16 protein-coding genes are annotated in these 21,516 nt (G+C 67.0%); 14 read left to right on the top strand and 2 right to left on the bottom strand.

What is annotated here, in order from left to right; translation table 11 throughout:
* The first annotated feature begins 135 nt into the window (after window positions 1–135).
* Complete coding sequence (locus tag BMZ02_RS10670; protein WP_091643389.1) at window positions 136–1,431, top strand: citrate synthase; 1,296 nt, start codon at window positions 136–138, stop codon at window positions 1,429–1,431.
* A gap of 52 nt (window positions 1,432–1,483) precedes the next feature.
* Here the strand turns inward: BMZ02_RS10670 and BMZ02_RS10665 are convergent, their stop codons facing one another.
* Both BMZ02_RS10665 and BMZ02_RS10660 read right to left on the bottom strand, forming a co-directional pair.
* Complete coding sequence (locus BMZ02_RS10665; RefSeq protein ID WP_091643386.1) at window positions 1,484–2,137, bottom strand: hypothetical protein; 654 nt, start codon at window positions 2,135–2,137, stop codon at window positions 1,484–1,486.
* Window positions 2,138–2,184: 47 nt separating this feature from the next.
* Window positions 2,185–4,710 carry a penicillin-binding protein 1A gene (locus BMZ02_RS10660; protein ID WP_091643383.1) on the bottom strand — a complete coding sequence of 842 codons (2,526 nt, stop codon included), beginning with the start codon at window positions 4,708–4,710 and terminating at the stop codon, window positions 2,185–2,187.
* Between the two features lie 183 nt (window positions 4,711–4,893).
* Here BMZ02_RS10660 and BMZ02_RS10655 point away from each other — a divergent pair, with 183 nt between their 5' ends.
* The 13 genes from BMZ02_RS10655 (at window position 4,894) to BMZ02_RS10595 (ending at window position 21,457) form a co-directional block, all read left to right on the top strand.
* Entirely contained in the window at window positions 4,894–5,955 is a 1,062-nt protein-coding gene (locus tag BMZ02_RS10655) for a pilus assembly protein PilM (protein ID WP_091643381.1), read from the top strand.
* A complete protein-coding gene (locus BMZ02_RS10650; RefSeq protein WP_091643378.1) occupies window positions 5,952–6,518 on the top strand; it encodes a PilN domain-containing protein in 567 nt (188 codons plus the stop codon). Before BMZ02_RS10655 ends, BMZ02_RS10650 begins: the two co-directional genes overlap by 4 nt.
* The gene (locus tag BMZ02_RS10645) at window positions 6,515–7,111 is read left to right on the top strand and encodes a type IV pilus inner membrane component PilO (RefSeq protein WP_091643375.1); all 597 of its coding nucleotides are present in this window, start codon (window positions 6,515–6,517) and stop codon (window positions 7,109–7,111) included. Before BMZ02_RS10650 ends, BMZ02_RS10645 begins: the two co-directional genes overlap by 4 nt.
* Window positions 7,111–7,656: a pilus assembly protein PilP gene (locus tag BMZ02_RS10640; RefSeq protein WP_091643373.1), complete on the top strand. Its 546-nt coding sequence runs from the start codon at window positions 7,111–7,113 to the stop codon at window positions 7,654–7,656. Before BMZ02_RS10645 ends, BMZ02_RS10640 begins: the two co-directional genes overlap by 1 nt.
* 21 nt (window positions 7,657–7,677) lie before the next feature.
* Entirely contained in the window at window positions 7,678–9,825 is a 2,148-nt protein-coding gene (locus tag BMZ02_RS10635; protein WP_245754011.1) for a type IV pilus secretin PilQ, read from the top strand.
* A gap of 105 nt (window positions 9,826–9,930) precedes the next feature.
* Window positions 9,931–10,467 carry a shikimate kinase AroK gene (aroK, locus tag BMZ02_RS10630; protein WP_091643366.1) on the top strand — a complete coding sequence of 179 codons (537 nt, stop codon included), beginning with the start codon at window positions 9,931–9,933 and terminating at the stop codon, window positions 10,465–10,467.
* Window positions 10,451–11,554: a 3-dehydroquinate synthase gene (gene aroB / locus BMZ02_RS10625; protein WP_091643363.1), complete on the top strand. Its 1,104-nt coding sequence runs from the start codon at window positions 10,451–10,453 to the stop codon at window positions 11,552–11,554. The genes aroK and aroB overlap by 17 nt, the downstream gene beginning before the upstream one ends.
* A gap of 1 nt (window position 11,555) precedes the next feature.
* Window positions 11,556–12,722: a deoxyguanosinetriphosphate triphosphohydrolase gene (locus BMZ02_RS10620; RefSeq protein ID WP_091643360.1), complete on the top strand. Its 1,167-nt coding sequence runs from the start codon at window positions 11,556–11,558 to the stop codon at window positions 12,720–12,722.
* A gap of 80 nt (window positions 12,723–12,802) precedes the next feature.
* The gene (locus tag BMZ02_RS10615) at window positions 12,803–13,435 is read left to right on the top strand and encodes an outer membrane protein (RefSeq protein ID WP_171909895.1); all 633 of its coding nucleotides are present in this window, start codon (window positions 12,803–12,805) and stop codon (window positions 13,433–13,435) included.
* Window positions 13,436–13,694: 259 nt separating this feature from the next.
* Window positions 13,695–18,170, top strand: coding sequence for a glutamate synthase large subunit (gene gltB, locus BMZ02_RS10610; RefSeq protein ID WP_091643355.1), 4,476 nt, complete (start codon window positions 13,695–13,697; stop codon window positions 18,168–18,170).
* An 82-nt stretch (window positions 18,171–18,252) separates the two neighbouring features.
* Complete coding sequence (locus BMZ02_RS10605) at window positions 18,253–19,659, top strand: FAD-dependent oxidoreductase (RefSeq protein WP_091643350.1); 1,407 nt, start codon at window positions 18,253–18,255, stop codon at window positions 19,657–19,659.
* 182 nt (window positions 19,660–19,841) lie between these two features.
* Window positions 19,842–20,918 (top strand): uroporphyrinogen decarboxylase, encoded by a 1,077-nt coding sequence (gene hemE / locus BMZ02_RS10600; protein ID WP_091643348.1) that lies wholly within the window; start codon window positions 19,842–19,844, stop codon window positions 20,916–20,918.
* Window positions 20,919–20,977: 59 nt separating this feature from the next.
* A complete protein-coding gene (locus BMZ02_RS10595) occupies window positions 20,978–21,457 on the top strand; it encodes a bis(5'-nucleosyl)-tetraphosphatase (protein ID WP_091643345.1) in 480 nt (159 codons plus the stop codon).
* Window positions 21,458–21,516 lie beyond the last annotated feature (59 nt).

The following is a 21,516-nucleotide window of genomic DNA, read 5'->3' as shown; positions in this document are numbered from 1 at the left end:
GCAGCGCCCGCACGGATTCCCGCGGGCATCCGTCTGCGGCGTGCACTGATACCCTGCGGCCGACACCTGGACACGGCCCCACGGCCGCCGATGCAGGCGTGGCTACGGCCCGTAGAGAATCTAGGAGTAACTGGAATGTCCAAACATACTGTGACGCTCACGGACAACGCCACCGGCAAGAGCCTGGAGTTGCCGGTGCGTGAAGGCACCCACGGCCCGACCGCCATCGACATCAAGTCCCTGTACGGCGAATTCGACGCATTCACCTACGACCCGGGCTTCACGTCCACCGCCAGCTGCCGGAGTGACATCACGTTCATCGACGGCGACCAGGGCACGCTGCTGTACCGCGGCTACCCCATCGAGCAGCTGGCCGAGCACAGCAACTTTCTCGAGGTCTCCTACCTGCTGCTCTACGGCAACCTGCCCCAGAAGGCCGAACTCGAGAACTTCACCGACTCCATCACCCGCCACACCATGGTCAACGAAAGCCTGAAGAACTTCTTCAACGGCTTTCACTACAACGCCCACCCGATGGCGATGCTGACCGCGGTGGTGGGTTCGCTGTCCGCCTTCTACCACGACAGCATCGACATCAACGATCCGGCGAGCCGCGATCTGTGCGCCCAGCGGATCATCGCCAAGATGCCGACCATCGCCGGCGCCGCCTTCAAGCACTTCGTCGGCGAGCCGTTCGTCTACCCCAAGAACCACCTGAGCTACAGCGCCAACCTGCTGAACATGCTGTTCTCGCGGCCCAGCGAGGAGTACAAGATCAGCCCGGTCGCCGAGAAGGCCCTGGACCAGCTGCTGATCCTCCACGCCGACCACGAGCAGAACGCCAGCACCTCCACGGTGCGCCTTGCCGGCAGCACCGGGACCAACCCGTTCGCCGCCATGTCCGCCGGCTGTGCCGCCCTGTGGGGGCCTGCGCACGGTGGCGCCAACGAGGCCGTGCTGCGGATGCTCGAAGAGATCGGTGACGTGCGCAACGTCGCCAAGTTCATCGAGAAGGCGAAGGACAAGGACGACCCGTTCCGGCTCATGGGCTTCGGCCACCGGGTCTACAAGAACTACGACCCGCGCGCCACCATCATCCGGGACACCTGTCACGAGGTGCTCCAGGAGATGGGCATGGAGAACGACCCGCAGCTGGAACTGGCGGTAAAGCTGGAAGAGATCGCACTGAAGGACGACTACTTCGTCGAGCGCAAGCTGTACCCGAACGTGGACTTCTACTCCGGGCTGATCTACCGGGCGCTGGGGATTCCCATGTCGTTCTTTACGGTGCTGTTCGCCCTGGGGCGCACGCCCGGCTGGGTGGCCCAGTGGATGGAAATGGTCGCCGACCCGGAACAGCGCATCGGCCGTCCGCGGCAGATCTATACCGGCGCCGCCAAGCGCGACTACGTCCCCGTGGACAAGCGCTGACCACGCCGTTCCTGCCCGCCGCACCGGCCCTCGCCGGCGCGGCGGGCAGGCGTTACTGTCCCGGCATCGGAATCGCGCCGTCCCACTCCTCGTCGGGCTCCGCCAGCAAGGCGTCCACGGCCTGCACACCGGCCCGCTCCATGGGCTGACCATCGACCTGGCTGAGCGGCGGCTGCCGCAGACCGGCCTCGGTGAACACCGTCAGGTCCACCGTGTGCGAACCGGCCAGGAAGCGGTAGCTGGGAAGCGTCATCCACTCGTCACGCTTGAACCGCACGCGCCGCTCCGACGGCTCGTACGGGATGCCGTTCTCCATGAGAAAGACATCCAGCTCCTCCGGCGTCGCGGCAAAGACGTGCAGATTCACGTCCGACCACTCGCCGGCAGTGCCATCCAGCACCGACCCCACCAGGCGGGGCCGAAAGCGGGCGAAGAACTGCATGGCCTGACGCGCCGTCTGCCGCAGCTCGCGCAGATGCGCGGCCTGCGACTCCCCCTGGAAGAGGCGCTGATAGTCGGCCACCGCGTCCTGGATCTCGCGGTTGCGCGGCATGTTCTGGGTGCCGGGGGCGCCCAGGCGCTCCGCCGCCTTGCGCTTGGCCTGGTAGTAATCGCGGACGCCCTCATCAACCATGATCCGCGCCGCCTCCAGCGCCAGGCGCTGGCGCATGCGCTGATCCCGGGGAGTTCCCTGTTGCCTGGCCATCGTCACCCCTCCCTATCGCCCCACGAGCGGCACGGCCGGTGGCCGCGTCAGAACAGCGGTGCGTCGTCGTCATCACTCCCGCCGCCGGCACCGTTGCGCTCGGCATCCGGGTCACGGTCCGGCACCTGATCGGAGCGGAACGTCTCGAAGATCGCGTTGGGGTTGCTCGAATCGGTCACCAGACCCGACTCGGGGTCGATGCGCACGGTCACCAGACCTCCGGGGCGGCGCAGCGTGTGCTCCGGCGCCCCGATCAGGGCCATTTCCATGAAATCCGTCCAGATGGGCAGGGCCGCCCGGGCACCGGTCTCGCCCCGCCCCATGGAGCGCCCCTGGTCGAACCCGATCCAGGCGGTGGTCACCACGTCACCGTTGTAGCCGGCAAACCAGGCGTCCTGGAGATCGTTGGTACTGCCCGTCTTGCCTGCCAGGTCACTGCGCCCGAGTCGCTGCGCGGAACGACCGGTACCGGCGGTGATCACGTCCTGCAGCATGCTCGTGGTGAGATAGGCATTCTCGGCGGAGATGATCCGCTCCGCCGGACGGTAGGTGGGCGCCAGCAGCACGTCACCGTTGACGTCCGATGACTCGTCCACGGAGGCGTCCTCCAGCACACCGGCCTCGTGAGCCGCTTCACCGCACTGTTCACACGCGAGCGATGGCTGCGCCGCCTGGATGACGTTGCCGTCGCCATCCTCCACCCGCGACACGAAGTAGGGCATGACCCGGTAGCCACCGTTGGCGAACACGGCGTAGCCCGCGGTCAACTCCCACGGCGTCACGCCCGCACTGCCCAGCGCCAGGGAGAGGTCGTCGGGCATGCGATCCCGCGGAAAGCCGAACTGGTCCAGGAAATCCCGGGTCGTGCCGGTGCCGACATCGCGCAACACGCGAATGGAGACCAGGTTGCGGGACTGGGCCAGGGCTTCACGCATGCGGGTCGGGCCGTAGAAGCGGCCGGTGTAGTTCTCCGGCCGCCACGTGCTCTCCAGCGCCTCGTCATGGAACACCACCGGCGCATCGTTGATGATGCTCGCCGGGGTATAACCAGCCTCCAGCGCCGCCGAATAGATAAAGGGCTTGAATGCGGAGCCGGGCTGCCGAACCGCCTGTGTCGCCCGGTTGAACTGACTCTTGCGGAAGTCGAAACCACCGCTGAGCGCGAGCAGTGCGCCACTGCGGGGCGCGAGGCTGACTATCGAGCCTTCCACATCGGGGACCTGTGCCAGCCGGAAACTGCCACCGCCAAGCGCCTCCACGCGCACGACGTCACCAACGGAGACCACGTCGGAAACATGCTCGGGACTGGCGCCGACCGCCTCCTGGGACACCCAGGGCCGAGCCCACTCCATGGCCTCCAGGTCGAGCGCCACGGTGTCGCCGCCGCCCATGTACACCGTTGCGACAATGTCCTCGTCATCCGCCGCGTCGGCGTCCTGATCCGCCTCCTCGACCGCCTCCGGGTCCAGGCCATCGTCCGCAGCGCGGGGACCGATGGCAATGACAATACCGGGGCGCAGCCCGCCGAGGGTGCGCACCCCCCGCAACGCATCGTCCCAGTCGTCTTCGCCGGCGAGATCGTCCAGGTCCAGCGTGCCCTCCGGCCCGCGATATCCGTGACGGCGGTCATAGGCCAGCAGGTTGCGGCGCAGGGAACGGTTGGCGATCTCCTGATAGCGGCTGTCGATGGTGGTGTGAACCCGATACCCCCCGGTATAGGCGGCTTCGGCACCGACCATGTCGACCACGTGCTCGCGCGCCATCTCGGCAACGTAGGGCGCCTCCACCGTCGGGCGCACACGGCGGACGTGGGCCGTGTCCGGCTGCGTGCTGGCGTCCGCAAACTCTTCCGCGCTGATGACACCGCTTTCGTGCATCCGTCGCAGCACGTAGGCGCGCCGCTGCAGGGCCCGCTCCGGGTTGGCCACCGGATTCCACAGCGAGGGCGCCTTGGGCAGGCCTGCCAGCATGGCCGTCTCGGCCAGCTCAAGCTCCTCCGGCGGCTTGCCGTAGTAGATCTGGGAGGCCGCACCGATACCATAGGCCCGCTGCCCCAGATAGATCTTGTTGAGGTACAACTCGAGGATCTGCTCCTTGTCGAGTTCCCGTTCGATCTTGAACGCAAGCAGAATTTCGTTCAGTTTACGCATGTAGGTCTGCTCGCGGCTCAGGAAGAAGTTCCGGGCGACCTGCATGGTGATGGTGCTTCCGCCGGGTCCGATCTCGCGGTTCTGCACCAGGTAGAGCACGGCGCGAGCCAGGCCCTGGTAGTCGACACCGGGATGCTCGAAGAAGCGCTCGTCCTCGGCGGCGACAAACGCTTGCCAGACGCGGTCCGGAATCTCGTCGAACCGCAGTGGCTCGCGCATGTTCTCGCCGAACTCGGCCATGAGTTCGCCATCACCGGAGTAGATGCGCAGCGGTTCCTGGTAGCGGACGTCGCGCAACTGCTCCACCGACGGCAGCTGGGGTGACAGGTACAGGTACAGTCCGGCCAGCGCGACAGCACCAACCAGCGCAAGGGACAACACGGTCGCCAGACCGTACACAAGGAAGCGGGGAAGACGGCGCATGATTCTCAATAATGTCTATGTGGTCTCGGTTTCGCCAAGTATAAAGCGTTATAACGGCGGGGACGAGTGCCAGATCAAACTTTCTGTTTTTCATTTCTCACGGTTTGATCTATAGTTACGAAAAACTCTGCATGAAGCAGGGCAACTCTCTCACCCAAACCACACAATGATAAGGGATTTCTCGTGGGACTCTTTCGCAAGAAAAGTCCACCGCTGCTGGGCATCGACATCAGCTCGTCGGCTGTCAAGCTGCTCGAACTGAAGCGCCAGGACGGCCGGTTTCGAGTGGAGAGCTACGCTGTCGAGCCTCTGCCGTCCAGTGCAGTGGTGGAGAAGACGGTCGCGGACATTGACGCCGTGTCCGAAGCCATCAAGGCCGCAGTCAAGCGCTCACGCACCAAGGTGCGCGCGGCAGCACTGGCGGTTCCCGCGTCGGCCGCGATCAGCAAGACCATCGCCATGCCCGCCGATCTCGGCGAGCAGGAGCTGGAGGCACAGATCGAGCTGCAGGCGGACCAGTACGTCCCCTACCCCCTCGACGAAGTGAACATGGACTTCCAGGTCATGGGGCCGGCGACGGACGGCAGCGGCGTGGACGTCCTGCTGGTCGCCTCCCGCTCCGACAACGTGGACAGCCGCGTCGACGCCTGCGAGGCGGCCGGGCTGACGCCACACATCATGGACGTGGAGAGCTACGCCACGGAAACCGCCTTCGGCCTGATCGCCACAGAGCTTCCCGGCAAGGGCAAGGATCAGACCGTCGCCGTGCTCGACGTGGGGGCGGCCATGACGACGCTGACCGTGCTCACCGACCGCCAGATCATCTACACGCGCGAACAGGTCTTCGGTGGACGCCAGCTGACCGAGGAAATCCAGGGTCGCTACGGCATGACGTTCGAAGAGGCCGATCGTGCGAAACGCCAGGGCGAACTCCCGGACGGCTATCAGGAGGAGGTCCTCGAGCCGTTCAGACAGACCATGGCCCAGCAGGTCGTGCGCTCGCTGCAGTTCTTCTACGGCGCCAGCCAGCACAACAGTGTCGACGCCCTGGTGCTCGCCGGTGGCTGTGCCGGCATTCCGGGCGCCGCCGAACTCATCCAGCAGGAGAGCGATGTCGCCACCTACGTGGCGAATCCGTTCGCCGGCATGGCCGTCGCCTCCCGGATCAAGAAGCAGCGGCTGAACGAGGACGCGCCCGGGCTGATTATCGCCTGCGGCCTGGCCATGAGGAGTTTCGACGCATGACGCGCATCAACCTCCTCCCCTGGCGTGAGGCGCTGAAGAAGCAGCGTACCACCGAGTTCTACGTCATCCTCGCCATCACCGCCGCCCTTGCGGCCGCCGTCTGGTACGCCGGGCGCTGGTACATTGGAGACCTGGTCAGCCACCAGGAACACCGCAACCAGATGCTCGAGACCGAGATCGCGCAGCTCGATCGCCAGATCGAAGAGATCGACGAGCTGGAGACCGTGCGCGAGCAGCTGCTGGCGCGCATGAGCGTGATCGAGGAACTGCAGGCAGGCCGGCCCCAGGTGGTGCACCTGTTCGAGGAGGTCGCCACCACCATCCCGGATGGCGTGTACCTGGAGCAGCTGCGCCAGAGCGGCGACCAGCTCACGGTCTCCGGAGTCGCCCAGTCCAACGCCCGGGTCTCCACGTACATGGAGAACCTGGACGAGTCACCGTGGCTGACCGACCCGGACCTGGACGTGATCGAAGTGGATGACCGCCAGGGCAGCCGCGTCAGCCGCTTCACGCTGCGCGTGGACCAGAGCGACCCGAACAGGAACGGGGAGGGATCGGAATGAGACTCTCCGAGATCAACCTCAACGAACTGGACCTCAACGAGATCGGCATCTGGCCATGGCCGGCCAAGGCTGTGGTCCTGATCCTGGTGTTCGCACTGCTGGTGGGGGCCGGCTGGTACTTCGACTGGCAGGACCGCCAGGACGCGCTTGAGCGCGCCGAGGCCGAGGAAACGGACCTGAGACACCGGTTCGAAGTGCGGCAGGAGCGCGCCGCCGCGCTGGACGACTACAAGCAGCAGCTCGAGGAGATGGAAGAGTCCTTCGGCGCCATGCTGCGTCAGCTTCCGAGCCGCGTCGAGGTGGCCGGGCTGCTGGTGGACATCTCCCAGACCGGACTCGCATCGGGACTGGAGTTCGAGCTGTTCCGGCCGCAGGAGACCCGGGAGCGCGAGTTCTACGCGGAGATGCCCATCGAAATCGAGGTCCGCGGGTCGTATCACCAGTTCGGCCGGTTCGTCAGCGGCGTGGCCAACCTGCCCCGCATCGTCACTCTCCACGACGTGGAAATCGACGACGCGGGTGGTGACAACGGCGAGCTGGCCATGCGGGCCACCGCACGCACTTACTGGTACCTGGACGAGGAGGACGGCTGATGCGCACGACTGCCTCCCGCCTGCACCCAATGCACATGGCCGCCGTGATTGCCCTCATGGCACTCGTGCTTGGCGGCTGCTCCCGCGACACCGACGACCTGGATGAGTACATCGAGGACATCCATGATCGGCCGGCCCGCGCCCTGGAGCCCGTACCCGAGCCCGAGCCGGCGCGCAGCCACCGTTACCCGGACCTGGACATCCGCAACCCGTTCGCGCCCCTGAGCTTTGCGGAGCCGGACGACGACGGCGACGACGCAGCGGATGGCCCCACACCGGACCGCGACCGCCCCAGGGAGCCCCTGGAGGCGTTTGCACTGGACTCCATGCGGATGACCGGCATTCTGGAACAGGACGGCTCGCGGTGGGCACTCATCCGCGACCCGAGCGGCACCGTTCACCGGGTCCAGGAGGGCAACTACCTGGGCGAGAACCACGGCGAAATCAAGCGCATCACCGAGCAGCGCGTGGACATCCTGGAGCTCGTCCCCGCTCAGGATGGCGGCTGGCGTGAGCGTGACGCGTCGCTGACGACAAGAGAATAAGGCAGAGGGAGTCGACGAACGATGACGACGTTTGCGAAGGACAGGGCAGGGAGAGTCGCCTCGGCGCAGGACCGGCGGCGCAGCCCGACTACGCGACTGGGCACACGACTGCTGATGACGGCAGCCGGGCTGCTGATGGCGGCGGAAGCGCTGGCGGAGAACGCACTGCGGGATATCAGTTACTCCACCCTGCCGGGCAACCGCGTGCAGATCTCGGTGGAACTGGAGAATCCGCCCGAGGAGCCCAGCAGCTTCACCATCGACGACCCCGCGCGCATCACCTTCGACTTCCCGGATACGCGCAATCGCCTCGAGAGCCGCAGCATGCAGATTGGCGTGGGCGCCATCGAGGGCGTCTCCTCGGCGGAGGCAGATGGCCGCTCGCGCCTGGTGCTGAACCTCTCGGAGATGACCGAGTACGACACCCGCATCGAAGGCAACACCCTGCACATCTTCCTCGGCGGCGCCCCGGCAGACGCGCCCGCGGACACCGCCGAAGACACCGCCGCCACCACTCTCGGCGACGACGCGCCGACGACCGCGCCGCCCGGCAGTGCACTGGAGGACATCGACTTCCAGCGCGGCAGCGACGGCGCCGGCCGGGTTGTCATCGAACTCAACGATGACCGCGTGCCGGTGGATCTGCGCCGCAGCGACGGACAGATCCAGGCCCGCTTCCGGGACACCGAGGTCCCGGAGCGCCTGCAACGGCGGCTCAACGTGGTCGACTTCGCCACCCCCGTGGAGACCATCGAGACCCGCCAGGATGGCAGCGACACACTGATGCGGATCCAGCCCATCGAGGGCGAGGATTACGATTACATGGGCTATCAGGCCGGCAATCAATTCACCATCGAGTTCCGGCCGGTCACGGAGGAGGAGCGCGAAGCCGAGGAGCCCGAATACACCGGTGAACGGCTGTCCCTGAGCTTCCAGGACATCGAGGTCCGCTCGGTACTGCAGATCATCGCCGACTTCACCGGGCTGAATGTGGTGGTGAGCGACTCCGTCACCGGGAACATCACCCTGCGCCTGCAGAACGTCCCCTGGGACCAGGCCCTGGACATCATTCTGCAGACCAAGGGCCTCGACAAGCGGGTCACCGGCAACGTCATGCTGGTCGGGCCAGCGGACGAGATCGCCGCCCGCGAACGCCAGCAGCTCGAGGCGCAACAGGAACTCGAGGAGATGGCGCCGTTGCGCTCGGAGTTCTTCGAGATCAACTACTCCACCGCGGCCGAGCTGGCGGGTCTGATCCGCTCGGAGGAGACCTCGCTGCTGTCCAGCCGTGGACAGGTGGCCATCGACGAGCGGACCAACACGCTCATCATCCGCGACACCGACCAGAACCTCTCCAGCATCCGTTCCCTGGTGAACCGGCTGGACGTCCCGGTGCGCCAGGTGCTGATCGAGTCGCGCATCGTTATCGCCAATGACGACTTCAGCCGCGATCTGGGCGTGCGCTTCGGCGCCAGCGCCAGCGGCAGTGACGCCGTCATCGGCGGCACCCAGGACGGCGCCTTCGAGTTCGACCAGACCACCGGCTTCGAGACCCCCGCGGGCAGCGGCCAGGAGGGCCTGATGGTCGACCTGCCGGTGGACAGTGCGGCAGGCTCCGTCGGCCTGGCTGTGGGCCGTATCGGCGACCGCCTGCTGCAGCTGGAACTCTCGGCCATGGAGACGGAGGGTCGCGGCGAGGTGGTCTCCAGCCCGCGCGTGATCACGTCGAACCAGAAGACCGCGAGCATCCGCCAGGGCGTGGAGATTCCCTACCAGGAGGCCACGGCCAGCGGCGCCACCAACGTCTCGTTCCAGGAGGCGCTGCTGGCGCTGGACGTGACGCCGCAGATCACGCCGGACGAGCGCATCATCATGGACCTGGAGGTCAGCCAGGACACGGTCGGCCAGGTCTTCGACGGCGTGCCCAGCATCGACACCCAGTCCGTCACCACCCAGGTGCTGGTGGACAATGGCGAGACGGTGGTGCTTGGCGGCATCTACGAACGTGAGCGGCGGGAGCAGGAATCCCGGGTGCCGTTCTTCGGCTCCCTGCCCGCCGTGGGCTGGCTGTTCCGCAACCGGCAGGCGGTGGACGAGAACAGCGAGCTGCTGATCTTCGTCACACCCCGAATCCTGCAGGAGAGCCTCTCCGGCGATTCAGCCCGATAGGCTCGCCCCGGTTGCCGGCACCGCCCCGCAGGCGTTACCGGCAACCGGGCTTCAAGCGGACCCGGCCGGGCGTTATCCTTGCTGCTTTTCCGGACGAGTATCGGCATGAGCCAAGCGCGGCACCTCTTCCTCATCGGCCCCATGGGCGCCGGCAAATCCACCATCGGGCGACGCCTGGCGCGCGCTCTGGAGCTGCCCTTCATGGACAGTGACCAGGTCATCCAGGACCGCACCGGGGTCGACATCCCGCGCATCTTCGACGTGGAGGGCGAGGCGGGATTCCGCCAGCGCGAGAAGGCCATCATCGACGAGCTCACCGCCGCCCCGCCCGCAGTGCTTGCCACGGGCGGTGGCGCCGTACTCGACCCGGAGAACCGCCAGCATCTGCGCGAGCGCGGCACGGTGGTCTACCTGGAGACCTCCGTGGACGAGCAGCTCCGCCGCACCGGCAAGGACAAGCGACGCCCGCTGCTGCAGACCGCCGACCCGCGCGCACGACTGGAAGAACTCCTCGCCGAACGCGACCCGCTCTATCGCGAAACCGCACACCTGACCATCAGCACCGAGCACGGCAACATCGGCCAGGTGGTACGCAGAATCCTCGACGCACTGGACAGCCAATACCATGACCACCACGCCTGATCCGCGCCACCTGCAGGTGGACCTCGGCGAGCGCAGCTACACCATTCTGATCGGGCCCGGTCAGCTCGGCACCCGCACGCCGCTGGCAGACTGGCTGCCGGGCAGACAGGCCCTGGTGGTGACCAACGACACGATCGCGCCGCTGTACCTGCAGCCGGTTCTGGACGCCCTCTCCGGGCTGCAGGTGGAGGCAATCACCCTGCCGGATGGCGAAGCACACAAGACCGTGGCCAGCTGTGAGCGGGTCTGGACCCGACTGCTGGAGCTGCGGTTCGACCGCAGCTGCACCGTCATCGCCCTGGGTGGCGGCGTCATCGGTGATCTCGCCGGTTTCGCCGCCGCCGCCTACCAGCGCGGCGTCGCCTTCGTGCAGATCCCGACCACGCTGCTGGCGCAGGTGGACTCCTCCGTGGGCGGCAAGACGGGCGTGAATCACCCGCTCGGCAAGAACATGATCGGCGCCTTCCATCAGCCCCGCGGCGTCATTGCCGACACCGACGTGCTCGCCTCCCTTCCCGCGCGGGAGATGTCCGCCGGCGTGGCGGAGGTCATCAAGTACGGTCTCATCCGCGACGCCGACTTCTTCGCCTGGCTGGAGGACAACATCGACGCGCTGCTGGCACGGGAGCCCGAGGCGCTCGCCTACGCCATCGAACGCTCGTGCGCCAACAAGGCGGATGTGGTGGCGGCGGATGAACGCGAGCAGGGCGTGCGCGCCACGCTCAACCTGGGCCACACCTTCGGCCACGCCATCGAGACCGCCACCGGCTACAGCACCTGGCTGCACGGCGAAGCGGTGGGCGCCGGCATGGCCATGGCCGCGCACCTGGCGGAGGCGATGGATTGGCTGTCCGCCACTGATCGCGCCCGCGTGGAGGCGCTGATCCAGCGCGCCGGCCTTCCCCTCGCACCGCCCCGGTCCATGACCAGCGAGCAGTTTCTGCAACTGATGGCGGTGGACAAGAAGGCCCAGGGCGGGCACATCCGCCTGGTCCTGCAGCAGGGCATCGGCCACGCGGTGGTCACCGACGCAGTGCCGGATGACCGCCTGCGCGCCACCCTGAACCACTACACGGACGGCAACTGACATGGCCACGCCGGAGGCCCGCCCGCTTGCCCCCTACGCGGCCGACCCCGCACGCAGTCGCGGGCGCGTCATCAGCGAGGAGAGTGCCACCTACCGCAACGCCTTCCAGCGCGACCGCGACCGCATCATCCACGCGTCCGCATTCCGCCGCCTGGAATACAAGACGCAGGTCTTCGTGAACCACGAGGGCGACCTGTTCCGGACCCGGCTCACGCACACCCTGGAGGTCTGCCAGATTGCCCGGACCATCGCCCGGGCCCTGGACCTCAACGAGGACCTCACCGAGGCCATCACCCTGGCCCACGACCTGGGCCACACACCCTTCGGCCACGCCGGCCAGGACGCCCTGAACGCCTGCATGGCGGATTACGGCGGCTTTGAACACAACCTCCAGTCCCTGCGGGTGGTGGACACCCTGGAGCAGCGCTACGCCGCCTTCGACGGCCTCAACCTCACCTACGAAACCCGCGAGGGCATTCTCAAGCACTGTTCCGCGCGCCAGGCCCGGGAGCTGGGGTCACTGGGCCAGCGCTTTCTCGACCGGACCCAACCGGGTCTGGAGGCGCAGCTCGCCAATCTGGCCGACGAAGTGGCGTACAACAGCCACGACGTGGACGACGGCCTGCGCGCCGGCCTGCTGGACATGGACGAACTGCAGGAGCTGGGCCTGCTCGGGCGACTGTTCGCCGAAGTGCGGGAGCGCCACCCGGAGATCCCCCGCCGGCAGCTGATCTACGAGACGGTGCGACGCATGATCGCCGAGCAGGTGGCCGACATCATCGAGACCACCACGGCCAACCTGCGCACCGGGGCGCCCGATTCCATCGACGCCGTACGCGATCAGCAGGAACCGCTGCTGCGGTTCAGCGATTCCATGCAGTCGGAACACCGGGAATTGAAGCAGTTCCTGTTTCGGGCGCTCTATCGGCACTATCGTGTCTACCGGATGGCGGAGAAGGCGAAGCGCACGATTCGCACCCTGTTCGAGGCCTTCATGGATGACCCGGACCTCATGCCGCCGCAGCACAGCAGCCGCAGCCACCGGCTGGCAGCAGATGACGGAGCAGCGGGCCGGGCGCGCGCGGTGGCCGACTACATCGCCGGCATGACCGACCGGTTCGCCATCGACGAGCAGGACCGACTGTTCAACCCGAAGCGCCTGACGTGACCCGGTTACTGGCAACAGCGGACCGATTGAGCCACCATCAGAACCGTCAAGGAAACAAACCCATGAAGAGGGCAAAGACAATGACAACGCGCATACAGGGATCGGCCATGGCCGTTGGTCTGCTCGCCGCACTTGGAACCGCAACGCCCGCCATGGCGGCGGATCACTACGAGGGCGTCTACCTGGGCGTCCTCGGCGGCTGGAGCAACTTCGACACGGAAGTGGACGCGAACGACACCAGCATCGACGGCGCCAGTGCCGCCGGCCCCACCATGGGGGTGGTGCTCGGCACCAGCCAGTCCGAGGACGGCGCGTTCCTCGGACTGGAGGTGCACGCCACCTACAGCGACGCCGAGTATGAGCAGCAGAACGGTGGCGACCGACAGACGCTCACCGCCAGCACCGGGCTGGGCATCACCGCGCGCGTGGGCGGCCTGGTGGAGGACAACACCCTCCTCTACGGCCTGGCCGGCTGGCAGCAGACGCGCGTGGAACTGGAAACCGTCAACGGGGGCGTCGACTCCGACTCCACCGACATGGCCGGCGTACGCTTCGGCGGCGGCGTGGAGTTCACCAACGCCGCCCGCAACTTCGTACGCTTCGAGTACAGCGCCGTGGTCCACAAGACCACCGAACTGGAAGCCGGCGGCGAAACCTTCGACGTGGCGCCGGTGGCCCACCACTTCCAGGTGGGGCTCGGCTACCGCTTCTGAAGGCCTCTCCAACCCCTGCGCCAACCGGCGCGGGGGGCTCTCCACCTGCCCGCGATCCGGGCGGGTTCGGCGGCGCTGTGCCGCCCGGATTTGTGGCACCCATCACAAATCGCTATACTGATCGGCCCTTTGCCCTACGGATCGGGGGCTGGTCGTGTGCCCGGACAGTCGGCATGTCGCCGCGGCACCGCTTCGACCGGCGCAGGCTTTCTAAAGCCCCTACCCGGACGACATCAACCATCACGCAGAGGCATTCCCCGTGAGATACGAGAACGCTGACAGGCCGACGCTGTATCGGCCGAGCTTCGAGAAGGACAACTGCGGGTTCGGACTGATCGCGCACATGGACGGAAAACCCAGCCACTGGGTGCTGTCCACCGCCATCGAATCCCTCGGCCGGCTGACGCACCGCGGTGCCGTCGCTGCCGATGGCAAGACCGGTGACGGCTGCGGCCTGCTGATCAAGAAACCGGACGGGTTCCTGCGCGCGGTCGCCGACGAGCAGGGCTGGCAACTGGCTGAACGCTACGCCGTTGGCACCATCTTCCTGAGCACCGACGCCGACAAAGCCGCCAGGGCGCGGGCGACGCTCGATCAGGCACTGGCCGACGAGGGGGTCACCGTGCTCGGCTGGCGGGACGTGCCCACCGACGCCTCGGCCTGTGGCGAGGAGGCGCTGAAGACACTGCCGCGCATCGAGCAGATCTTCATCAACGCGCCGGACGGCATGGACGACCAGGACTTCGGCCGCCGTCTGTTCACGGCACGGCGCGTCACCGAAAAGGTCATCGAGCCGGAAGACGAACACTTCTACATCACCAGCCTGTCGTCGCAGGTGCTGTCCTACAAGGGCCTGGTGATGCCGGCATACCTGCCGGTGTTCTACAGGGATCTCAACGATCCGCGCATGGAAACCGCCATCTGCGTCTTCCACCAGCGCTTCTCCACCAACACCTGGCCCGAGTGGCGCCTGGCCCAGCCGTTCCGCTTTCTGGCCCACAACGGCGAGATCAACACCGTCCAGGGCAACCGCAACTGGGCCAACGCGCGCGCTGCCAAGTTCGAGACACCGCTGATCCCGGACATGGCCAAGGTTGCGCCGCTGGTGAGCAGCGAGGGTTCCGACTCCAACAGCCTCGACAACATGCTCGACGCCATGCTGGCGGGCGGCATGGACATCTTCCGGACCCTGCGCATCCTGATTCCGCCGGCCTGGCAGAACGTGGACAGCATGGACACGGACCTGCGCGCCTTCTACGAGTACCACTCCATGCACGTGGAGCCGTGGGACGGCCCGGCGGGCATCGTGCTTACCGAGGGGCGCCACGCCGCCTGCGTGCTCGACCGTAACGGCCTGCGTCCGGCGCGCTACGTGATCACCAAGGACCGGCACATCACCCTCGCCTCGGAGATCGGCGTGTACGACTACGCCGCCGAGGACGTGGAGGCCAAGGGCCGGCTCAAGCCCGGCGAGATGCTGGCCGTGGACACCGAGACCGGCGAGCTGCTCCTGCCGAAGACCATCGACGACCGGCTCAAGCAGCGCAAGCCCTACAAGCGCTGGCTGCACGACCATCTGCAGCGGCTGGAGTCCACGCTCGAGGAGACCGAGCTGGAAGACAGCGGCACGCCCATCGGCGAGGACGACCTGCCCACCTTCAAGAAGATGTACAACCTCACCCTGGAGGAGAACGACTCCGTGGTGCGGGTGCTGGCCGAAGGCGGCCAGGAGGCGGTCGGCTCCATGGGCGATGACACCCCGCTGCCGGTGCTGTCGCGCAACGAGCGCGCCCTGTACGACTACTTCCGCCAGCAGTTTGCCCAGGTCACCAACCCGGCCATCGACCCGCTGCGCGAGCAGATCGTCATGTCCCTGGAGACCTGCCTGGGGCGCGAACTCAACGTCTTCGAGGAGACCGAGGAGCACGCCAAGCGGCTGGTGGTGGAATCCCCGGTGCTGTCGCGCACCAAGTTCCTGCTGCTGCTCAATCAGGACGACCCGGCCTACGCCAATCACGTCATCGACCTGCAGTACGCGGCCACCGAGGGTCTGAAGGCGGCCATCGAGCGCATCGCCGACGAAGCGGAGCAGGCGGTCCGCGACGGCAAGGTGATCCTCGTCCTGAGCGATCGCTACCTGGACGAGAACAAGCTCCCGGTCCACGCCCTGCTGGCCACCGGCGCCGTACACCACCGCCTGGTCGCCAAGGGGCTGCGCTGCGACGCAAATATCGTCGTCGAGACCGCCACGGCGCGGGACCCGCACCACTTCGCCACGCTGATCGGCTACGGCGCCACCGCCATCTACCCCTATCTGGCCTACGCCGCCATCCGCAACATGCGCAGCAGCGGCCAGATCAAGATCACGCCGGTGGACCAGCTGCGGCGCAACTACCGCAAGGGCATCAACAAGGGCCTGTTCAAGATCCTCTCCAAGATGGGGATCTCCACCATCGCCAGCTACCGCGGTGCGCAGCTGTTCGAGATCGTCGGCCTGGCCGACGACGTGGTGGACCTGTGCTTCAGCGGCACGGTCAGCCGTATCAAGGGCAGCCGTTTCCAGGACCTGGAGAGCGACCAGCAGACCCTGGCCCGGGAGGCCTTCTCGCGGCGCGCGGTGGTCCGCAAGGGCGGCCTGCTCAAGTTCGTGCAGAACGGCGAGTACCACGCCTACAACCCGGACGTGGTGCAACACCTGCAGGAGGCCGTCGAGACCGGTGACCGCGAGGCGTGGGACCGCTTCGCCGAGCTGGTGAACCGGCGCCAGCCCATGGTGTTCCGGGACCTGCTCAAGGTGAAGGAACAGGACGCGGCGCTGGACATCGACGACGTCGAACCCATCGACGCCATCCTGCCCCGTTTCGACTCCGCGGGCATGTCCCTGGGCGCGCTCTCCCCGGAGGCGCACGAGTCCCTGGCCATCGCCATGAACCGCCTGGGCGGTCGTTCCAACTCCGGCGAAGGCGGGGAGGACGAAGCACGCTACGGCACCGAGCGCATGTCCAAGATCAAGCAGGTGGCCTCGGGGCGCTTCGGTGTGACCCCGCACTACCTGGTGAACGCCGAGGTGCTGCAGATCAAGGTGGCCCAGGGCGCCAAGCCCGGCGAGGGCGGCCAGCTGCCCGGCCACAAGGTCAACGAGATGATCGGCCGGCTGCGCTTCTCCAAGCCCGGCGTGGCGCTGATCTCGCCGCCGCCACACCACGACATCTACTCCATCGAGGACCTGGCCCAGCTGATCTTCGACCTCAAGCAGGTCAATCCGCAGGCCCTGGTCTCGGTGAAACTGGTGTCCGTGGCCGGTGTGGGCACGATTGCCGCGGGCGTGGCCAAGGCCTACGCCGACCTGATCACCATCGCCGGCTACGACGGCGGCACCGGTGCCAGCCCGCTGACCTCGGTGAAGTACGCCGGGGCGCCGTGGGAGCTGGGGCTGGTGGAGACCCATCACGCCCTGCGCGCCAACGACCTGCGCGGCAAGGTCCGCGTACAGGCCGACGGTGGCATGAAGACCGGGCTCGACGTCATCAAGGGCGCCATTCTCGGTGCGGAGAGCTTCGGCTTCGGCACCGCCCCCATGGTGGCCATGGGCTGCAAGTACCTGCGCATCTGTCACCTGAACAACTGCGCCACGGGCGTGGCAACCCAGGAGAAGGTGCTGCGGCTCAAGCACTTCATCGGCACGCCGGAGAAGGTCGCCAACTACTTCCGCTTCGTGGCACAGGAAACCCGCGAGTGGATGGCGAAGCTCGGCGTGCGCCGCCTCGAGGACCTCATCGGCCGGACGGACCTGCTGGAGATCCTGCCCGGCGAAACCGAGAAGCAGCGCCAGCTCGACCTCACGCCGCTGCTCTCCGATGGCGGCGTCCCCGCGGACAAGCCGCGCCACTGCGTCGAACCCAGCAACGTCCCTTACGACAAGGGCGAGCTGGCCGAGCAGATGGTGCGCGAGTGCCTGCCGGCGATCGAAGCGAAGTCCGGTGGCGAGTTCCAGTTCGAAGTGAAGAACATGAACCGCTCCATCGGTGCCCGGCTCTCCGGCGAGATTGCCCAGCGTCACGGCAACTACGGCATGGCCGACACCCCGCTGGTGCTGCGCCTGCACGGCAGCGCCGGGCAGAGCTTCGGCGTGTGGAACGCAGCCGGGCTGCACATGTATCTGGCCGGCGATGCCAACGACTACGTGGGCAAGGGCATGGCCGGCGGCAAGCTGGTCATCCATCCGCCCAAGGGCAGCAGCTTCCGCACCAACGACACCACCATCATGGGCAACACCTGCCTCTACGGTGCCACCGGCGGCAAGCTGTTCGCAGCGGGCATGGTGGGTGAGCGCTTCGCGGTGCGCAACTCCGGCGCCCACGCCGTGGTGGAAGGCATGGGCGACCACGGCTGCGAATACATGACCGGTGGCGTGGTGTGCTGTCTCGGCCCCACGGGGCTGAACTTCGGTGCAGGCATGACCGGTGGTTTCGCGTTCGTGCTGGACATGGATAACGAGTTCGTCGACAGCTACAACCACGAACTCATCGACATCCACCGGGTGCAGTCCGAGTCCATGGAAGCGCACCGGAACTATCTCAAGAACATGATCCGCGAATACGTCCGCGAGACAGGCAGCGAGTGGGGCCAGGAGATTCTCGACAACTTCCGGGACTACGCCCGGCGGTTCTGGCTGGTCAAGCCGAAGGCGGCGGACCTCCAGAGCATCCTGGACACGCTGCGCCAGGCCGCTTGATCCGCTCCGGCCGGCGGCGATGCCGTCGGCCGGCCGTCTTCCCATCCGGTACGCCGGAGACTGACGAACGCGACAGGAACCCATGGGTAACAATTTTCAGTTTATTGAAGTCCCGAGGCAGGACCCGAGAAAAGAACAAGTCGAGGTCCGGGTTAACAACTTCAACGAGATCTACGACCAGTTCGACAAGGAGACGGCCGCGTCCCAGGCGGACCGCTGCCTGGACTGCGGCAACCCCTACTGCGAGTGGAAGTGCCCGGTCCACAACTACATCCCCAACTGGCTGAAGCTCATCGCCGAGGGGAATCTGTTCGAGGCCGCGGAGCTCTCCCACCGCACCAACTCGCTGCCCGAGGTGTGCGGCCGGGTGTGCCCGCAGGACCGCCTGTGCGAAGGCGCCTGCACGCTCAACGACGGCTTCGGCGCGGTGACCATCGGCAACATCGAGCGCTACATCACCGATGAGGCGTTCAAGGCGGGCTGGCGCCCGGACATGTCCGGCGTGGTCGATACCGGCAAGAAGGTGGCCGTGGTCGGCGCCGGGCCGGCCGGCCTGGGCGCGGCGGACATCCTGGTGCGCAATGGCGTCAAAGCGGTGGTCTTCGACAAGTACCCGGAAATCGGCGGGCTGCTGACGTTCGGCATCCCCCCGTTCAAGCTGGAGAAGGAGATCGTCCGCACCCGGCGCCAGATCATGGAAGAGATGGGCGTGGAGTTCCGACTCGAAACGGAGATCGGCACCGATATCACCTTCGAGGAGCTGGACCGGGACTACGACGCGGTCTTCCTCGGCATGGGCACCTACACCTACATGCGTGGCGGCTTCCCCGGGGAAGACCTGCCGGGGGTGTACGAGGCGCTGCCGTTCCTGGTCTCCAACATCAACAAGGAGCTGGGCTACCAACAGGAGCCGGGCGACTTCATCGACATGCAGGGCAAGCGCGTCGTGGTGCTCGGCGGCGGCGACACCGCCATGGACTGCAACCGCACCTCCATCCGCCAGGGCGCCGCGAGCGTCACCTGCGCCTACCGCCGTGACGAGGCGAACATGCCCGGCTCCCGCCGCGAGGTGGTGAACGCCAAGGAAGAGGGCGTGAAGTTCCTGTGGAACCGCCAGCCCGTGGAGATCGTCGGTGACGGCAAGGTGGAAGGGGTCAAGGTGGTGACCACCCAGCTCGGTGAGCCGGATGATCGCGGCCGTCGGCGCCCGGAGCCGGTGCCCGGCAGCGAGGAAGTCATCCCGGCGGACCGCGTGCTGATCGCGTTCGGTTTCCGTCCCAGCCCGGCGGACTGGTTCGAGGCCCACGCCATCGGCACCGACGACCGCGATCGCGTCACCATCCGCAAGGACGAACAGTTCTTCGGCCAGACCGGTAACCCCAAGGTGTTCTCCGGCGGTGACATGGTGCGCGGCTCGGACCTGGTGGTCACCGCCGTGTTCGAGGGCCGCGAGGCCGCCAAGGGGATTCTGAACTACCTGGAGGTCTGACAGGCCTCCGGGGCACCGCCGCCGTAGGAGCGACGTCAGTCGCGACTGGGTTTTCGATACCCGGCAATCGCGACTGACGTCGCTCCTACACGGCGGTCAAACGCGGATATGGGGCTTCCCAGCCCGCGCCCGCGGAAGCAGACACACATTCCGGCACACTCACCACGGCTCAGGAGGCTGCGTTGACCTCATCCGCCCCGCTCCAGAACGACCTCCTCCTCCGCGCCCTGCTGCGCGAGCCCACCGAGCGCACGCCGGTGTGGATGATGCGCCAGGCCGGCCGGTACCTGCCCGAGTACCGGGCGACGCGCGAGCGCGCGGGCAGCTTCATGGCGCTGTGCCAGAATCCGGAGCTGGCCTGCGAGGTGACGCTGCAGCCGCTGGAGCGGTTCCGTCTCGACGGCGCCATCCTGTTCTCCGATATTCTCACCATTCCCCACGCCATGGGGCTCGGCCTCCATTTCGTGGCCGGCGAGGGGCCGCGGTTCGAGCACACGGTCAGGGACGAAGCGGCCATTGACGCGCTGCCCGTCCCCGACCCCGAGCAGGAGCTGCGCTATGTCCCGGACGCCGTGCGCGTAATCCGTCGGGAGCTTCAGGGGCGGGTGCCGCTGATCGGCTTCGCCGGCAGCCCGTGGACGCTGGCCACCTACATGATCGAAGGGGGCAGCTCCAAGAACTACGCCTGGAGCAAGGGGATGCTCTACGACCGCCCGGACCTCATGCACCGGCTGCTGGACAAGCTTGCCCAGGCCGTCACCGACTACCTGAACGCCCAGATCGCCGCCGGTGCCCAGGCACTGATGATCTTCGACACCTGGGGCGGCATTCTCACGCCGGCCGCCTACCGGGAATTTTCCCTGCCTTACGCGGAACAAATCATCTCCGGGCTGTCCAAACAGGCAGACGGTCGCCGCGTGCCGGTCACGTTTTTCACCAAGAACGGCGGCCCCTGGCTCGAGGACATGGCCGGGTGCGGCGCCGACGGACTCGGCCTGGACTGGACCCAGGACATCGGCGATGCGCGCCGCCGAGTGGGAGACCGCGTTGCCCTGCAGGGCAACCTGGATCCGAGCGCGCTGTATGCCGCCCCGGACACCATCCGCAGACATGTGGGCGACATCCTGGCGGCCTACGGCCACGGGACCGGCCACGTCTTCAACCTGGGTCACGGCATCCACCCGGAAGTGAGTCCGGAGCACGCCCAGGCAATGATCGAAGCAGTACATGCGCTCAGTCCCGGCTATCATCAAGGGTAGGCCCGGCGCGCGCGCCACCCTGGCGCTCCCGGAGGACTGCAGCAAGCGAGGACAACAGCATGAAGGTGCGAACCCTGTCGGCAGGGGTGGTGGTAGTACGGCGCGAAGGCAATGCCTGGCGCTGTCTGCTGCTGCGCGCCTTCCAGTACTGGGACTCCCCCAAGGGCCAGGTGGAACCCGGCGAGAAGCCCATTGAGGCGGCCGTCCGCGAGGTCCGCGAAGAGACCGGCATCCGCGAACTGAATTTCTTCCTCGGCCACGAGTACATGGAAACGGGCCCTTATGCCCGGGGCAAGGTCGCCCGCTACTACCTGGCCGAGACGCCGGGAAAGCACGTGGTGCTGGGCGTCAACCCGGACCTGGGTCGACCGGAGCATCAGGAGTACCGCTGGGTCAGCTTCCGCCGCGCGCGCCAGCTCGCCTCGCCGCGCGTGCAGCGTGTGCTCGAATGGGCCGAGCAGCGCCTCCGCCAGGCCGGCGCGGACGCCGCACAGGCCAGTGGCGATCACGGGCGCTCGGCCGGCGCCGGCCGCTCCTGACCGACTCCGTCATTCTACGTATCCACCAGCCCGGTCCCATCGCGATACACTGATCCCCG

The organism is Aquisalimonas asiatica (assembly GCF_900110585.1).
Taxonomy (GTDB): domain Bacteria; phylum Pseudomonadota; class Gammaproteobacteria; order Nitrococcales; family Aquisalimonadaceae; genus Aquisalimonas; species Aquisalimonas asiatica.
Note: the sequence above shows the minus strand (reverse complement) of the source record. Positions and strands in the feature narration are given on the sequence as shown.

What these genes read in the sequence shown, in the direction of transcription:
- aroB (WP_091643363.1), top strand. Translation starts at nt 10,451, where the DNA reads ATGACCACCACGCCTGATCCGCGCCACCTGCAGGTGGACCTCGGCGAG.
- BMZ02_RS10620 (WP_091643360.1), top strand. Translation starts at nt 11,556, where the DNA reads ATGGCCACGCCGGAGGCCCGCCCGCTTGCCCCCTACGCGGCCGACCCC.
- BMZ02_RS10650 (WP_091643378.1), top strand. Translation starts at nt 5,952, where the DNA reads ATGACGCGCATCAACCTCCTCCCCTGGCGTGAGGCGCTGAAGAAGCAG.
- BMZ02_RS10660 (WP_091643383.1), bottom strand. Translation starts at nt 4,710, where the DNA reads ATGCGCCGTCTTCCCCGCTTCCTTGTGTACGGTCTGGCGACCGTGTTG.
- BMZ02_RS10640 (WP_091643373.1), top strand. Translation starts at nt 7,111, where the DNA reads ATGCGCACGACTGCCTCCCGCCTGCACCCAATGCACATGGCCGCCGTG.
- BMZ02_RS10605 (WP_091643350.1), top strand. Translation starts at nt 18,253, where the DNA reads ATGGGTAACAATTTTCAGTTTATTGAAGTCCCGAGGCAGGACCCGAGA.
- BMZ02_RS10645 (WP_091643375.1), top strand. Translation starts at nt 6,515, where the DNA reads ATGAGACTCTCCGAGATCAACCTCAACGAACTGGACCTCAACGAGATC.
- aroK (WP_091643366.1), top strand. Translation starts at nt 9,931, where the DNA reads ATGAGCCAAGCGCGGCACCTCTTCCTCATCGGCCCCATGGGCGCCGGC.
- BMZ02_RS10665 (WP_091643386.1), bottom strand. Translation starts at nt 2,137, where the DNA reads ATGGCCAGGCAACAGGGAACTCCCCGGGATCAGCGCATGCGCCAGCGC.
- BMZ02_RS10615 (WP_171909895.1), top strand. Translation starts at nt 12,803, where the DNA reads ATGACAACGCGCATACAGGGATCGGCCATGGCCGTTGGTCTGCTCGCC.
- BMZ02_RS10595 (WP_091643345.1), top strand. Translation starts at nt 20,978, where the DNA reads ATGAAGGTGCGAACCCTGTCGGCAGGGGTGGTGGTAGTACGGCGCGAA.
- BMZ02_RS10670 (WP_091643389.1), top strand. Translation starts at nt 136, where the DNA reads ATGTCCAAACATACTGTGACGCTCACGGACAACGCCACCGGCAAGAGC.
- BMZ02_RS10635 (WP_245754011.1), top strand. Translation starts at nt 7,678, where the DNA reads ATGACGACGTTTGCGAAGGACAGGGCAGGGAGAGTCGCCTCGGCGCAG.